Genomic DNA, 3,542 nt, shown 5'->3' with positions numbered 1-3,542 from the left:
CGACATCAGCATCGAGGACGACGGCACCGTGTACATCGGCGCCGTGGACGGCCCGTCGGCCGAGGCCGCTCGTGCCCAGGTCAACGCGATCGCGAACCCGACGAACCCGGAGATCGGGGACCAGTTCCTCGGCACGGTCGTCAAGATCGCGACGTTCGGTGCTTTCGTGTCGCTGCTCCCGGGCCGCGACGGTCTGCTCCACGTCTCCGAGGTCCGCAAGCTCGCCGGTGGCAAGCGTGTGGAGAACGTCGAGGACGTCCTGGGCGTCGGCCAGAAGATCCTGGTCGAGGTCACGAAGGTGGACGACCGCGGCAAGCTGTCGCTCGCTCCGGTGATCGCCGACGAGGTGGACACCGAGGGCCGCGAGGGTCACGAGAAGCACACCGAGGACCCGGCCGAGGGCTGATCCTCACCGCGTCCTGACGCACGGACGGCCGCCGCTCCCCGAGGAGCGGCGGCCGTTCGCCGTCGGTGGCGGTGGCGGTGGTGCGGGTCTCGCCCGGCGGCGTCCTCGCCCGGCGGCGTCCTACCGAGGCTCGGGCTGAGCGACCGTTCTCGCGCGGTCGGCCCCGAGCGGTGTCGCTGTGCCCGAGACTCGGGGCGCTCGAGCGCGTCAGGACGCGGGCGTCTCCTGCGTGCCGACGAGCTGGGCGCGGCCGAGCAGGTGCTCCCGCAGGAGGAACCCGACGATCGCCGGGGTCGCGTCCGCGGGCGCCTCGAGCACGGGGACGTCGAGCGCGCTCAGCGTGAAGAAGTACCGGTGCGGGCCGTGTCCGGCGGGCGGGGCGGCACCGAGGAACGTGTCGGTGCCGAACTCGTTGCGGCGGCGCAGCGCCTCGGCGGGGAGGAGCGCGTCATCCGTGCCGGCGCCCTGCGCGAGCGAGGTCGTGCTCGCCGGGATGTCCGTCAGTGACCAGTGCCAGAAGCCCGAGCCCGTGGGGGCGTCGGGGTCGTACACGGTGAGGACGTAGCTCTGGGTGCCGTCTGGCGCGCCGGACCACTCGAGCGCGGGGGAGCGGTCCTCGCCGCCGGCGTCCGTGCCGCGGGCCCAGTCGGGCAGCGCTCCACCGTCGGTGAAGTCCGGGCTCGTGAGCTCGAAGGAGGGGACGTCGGGGAGGTTCCAGTTCGGGTCGTTCGTCATGCAACCAGCCAACACCCACGCGCTCAGCGTGCGCCGATGCGGGGTCTGGCGGCGTGACGGAGCCGGATCGAGCCTCCAGGCCGGGTGTGCGGCAGCGACGGCGATCGCGCGACGGCGACGGCGACGGACGAGCCGTTCGCGCATCGGGGTGAGCCGTGGAAGCGACACCGCCGCGCCGGGAGCGTCAGGCCGCGAGCACCCGCTCGACCACGCGACCGAGCGCGGCGGTCGCCGCGATCGCATCGCCGGCGTACGCACCCGTCATCGCGCCGTCGCGCGCGAGCATCAGCTCGTCCGCACCGTCGCCGGCCAGGGGGTGCCCGGCCTCCTGCAGGAGCGTGGCGAGCCGGTCCGTGTACCAGTCTCGGTGGGTCGCGACGACTTCGCGCACGGGGTCGCGGGGGTCGTGGTACTCCGCCGCGGCGTTGAGGAACGCGCACCCGCGGAAGCCCGGCCGGTCGACCTGGTCGGAGACGGCGGCGACCCACGCACGGATGGCTTCGGTGGGGGAGCCCGCCGCGGCCACGAGCTCCTCGAAGCGCTGCTGCGTCGCTTCGTGCTGGGAGCGGATGTAGGCGAGGATCAGGTTGTCCTTCGACCCGTAGTGCTTGTAGAACGTCGCCTTGGTGACGCTGGCCTCGGAGATGAGTCGGTCGACGCCGACGCCGCGGATGCCCTCCTCGTAGAAGAGCCGCGTCGCGGTCTCGAGGATGCGGACCTTCGCGCCGCCGGGACGGGGAGCCGGGGGGACGCTCGACCCGCCCGGCGACGCGAGGTCGTCACTCGGACCCAGGAGACGCTGGACGGCCGGTTGGGGGGAATCGACCGTCACAGCGCTGCTCCTTGGGCTCATCGGCTCCGTGACCGATCGGGGGGAGACGGTCACGCAGGACTGATGTCCCGAGCCACCGGATCGGAATCTAGGGGGGCTTTCGATCCGGTGTGATGACAGTACCACAAGGAGGACAGACAGACGAGTCGGTCTGTCCTCAAAATCTGTACCCCAATTCGAGGCACGTCGTGAACCGCGGTGAAACTGGGCTGCACCCCGGTGACGGTCAGTAGGCTCGTCTCCGATGAGTCACCCTGTGCCGTTGCCACTGGAGGCCCCGGACACGTCGTTCCTGACGTCCGGCGGCGCCTTCGTCCGCCGATCCGTGCTGCCCTCGGGTGTCCGTGTCCTCACCGAGGCGGTGCCGGGAGCCGCGTCGACGAGCATCGGGTTCTGGGTCGGTGTCGGTTCGCGTGACGAGCAGGAGGGGCAGTACGGCTCGACGCACTTCCTCGAGCACCTCCTCTTCAAGGGCACGGCGGAGCGCAGCGCCCTCGACATCGCCATCGCGTTCGACTCCGTGGGTGGCGAGCACAACGCCGCGACCGCCAAGGAGTACACCTGCTACTACGCCCGGGTGCGGGACGCCGACGTGCCCATGGCCGTGCAGGTCATCGGCGACATGGTGACCGGCTCGGTCCTCGAGCCCGAGGCGTTCGACGTCGAGCGCGGCGTCATCCTCGAGGAACTCGCGATGGCCGCGGACGACCCGGCCGACGTCGCGGGCGAGGCCTTCTTCGCCGCCGCGTTCGACGGGCACCCGCTCGGCCGCCCGATCGGCGGCACCCCGGACAGCATCCGCGCCGTGCAGCGTGATGAAGTGCTGGCCCACTACCGCGAGCACTACGCCCCCAACGGCATCGTCGTGACCGCCGCCGGTGCCGTCGACCACGACCGCTTCCGTGCGCTGGTGGAGCGTGTGTTCCAGCACGCCGAGAAGGCCGCACCGCTGGCCCGCCGGTCCCCGCAGCCCGTGGCCGACCCCGCGCAGCCGAAGCTCTCCGTCGTGCACCGCCCGACCGAGCAGGTCAGCATGCTCCGCGGTTCGCAGGGCCTCGACCTCCGCGACGAGCGCCGCCCGACGCTGAGCGTGCTCAACGCGGTGCTCGGCGGCGGCATGAGCTCCCGCCTCTTCCAGGAGGTCCGGGAGCGGCGCGGCCTGGCCTACGCGGTCTCCTCGTTCGCCCCGGCCTACCTCGACAACGGCGCCTTCGGGGTCTACGCGGGGTGCGCGCCGGACAACGTCCCCGGTGTCGTCGAGATCGTCGACCAGGAGTTCCGCCGCATGGTCGCGGACGGCATCACCGACGACGAACTGCGCCGCGCCAAGGGACAGATCGAGGGGGCGCTGACGCTCTCGCTCGAGGACTCCGATGCCCGGATGACCCGCCTGGGCCGCTCCGAGCTCGGCACCGGGGAGTACACCGACCTCGCCACCGCACTCGAACGCGTCGACCGGGTCACGCGGGCCGACGTGCAGGAGCTCGCGGGGGACCTCCTGACCCGCCCGATGATCACGTCGGTCGTCGGCGCCGTGCAGCAGAACGAACTCGAGACCGCGATCGGCAC

General features: G+C 72.0%; 4 protein-coding genes. 2 read left to right on the top strand and 2 right to left on the bottom strand.

All coding sequences use genetic code 11. The annotated features are described in order from the left end of the window. Positions 1 to 406, top strand: a 406-nt coding sequence (locus tag I59_RS09160) for a S1 RNA-binding domain-containing protein (RefSeq protein WP_031273477.1), incomplete at its 5' end; no start/stop codon positions are given. Positions 407 to 613: 207 nt separating this feature from the next. Here the strand turns inward: I59_RS09160 and I59_RS09155 are convergent. Together I59_RS09155 and I59_RS09150 are read right to left on the bottom strand one after the other, a co-directional pair. Then, positions 614 to 1,141, bottom strand: a complete 528-nt coding sequence (locus I59_RS09155; protein WP_022903616.1) for a YbhB/YbcL family Raf kinase inhibitor-like protein — start codon at positions 1,139 to 1,141, stop codon at positions 614 to 616. A 184-nt stretch (positions 1,142 to 1,325) separates the two neighbouring features. Further along, entirely contained in the window at positions 1,326 to 1,973 is a 648-nt protein-coding gene (locus I59_RS09150) for a TetR/AcrR family transcriptional regulator (RefSeq protein WP_022903615.1), read from the bottom strand. Between the two features lie 244 nt (positions 1,974 to 2,217). Between I59_RS09150 and I59_RS09145 the strand changes: the two genes are divergently transcribed. Further along, positions 2,218 to 3,542: pitrilysin family protein (locus tag I59_RS09145; RefSeq protein ID WP_031273475.1), on the top strand; the 1,325-nt coding region annotated here is incomplete at its 3' end.

Source organism: Curtobacterium sp. B8 (assembly GCF_000333315.1).
Lineage (GTDB): Bacteria > Actinomycetota > Actinomycetes > Actinomycetales > Microbacteriaceae > Curtobacterium > Curtobacterium luteum.
The sequence above is the reverse complement of the archived record's forward strand: the minus strand, read 5'-3'. Positions and strand labels throughout refer to the sequence as shown.

Excerpts from the sequence above, each read along its gene's own strand:
- I59_RS09155 (WP_022903616.1), bottom strand. The coding sequence starts at position 1,141 with ATGACGAACGACCCGAACTGGAACCTCCCCGACGTCCCCTCCTTCGAG.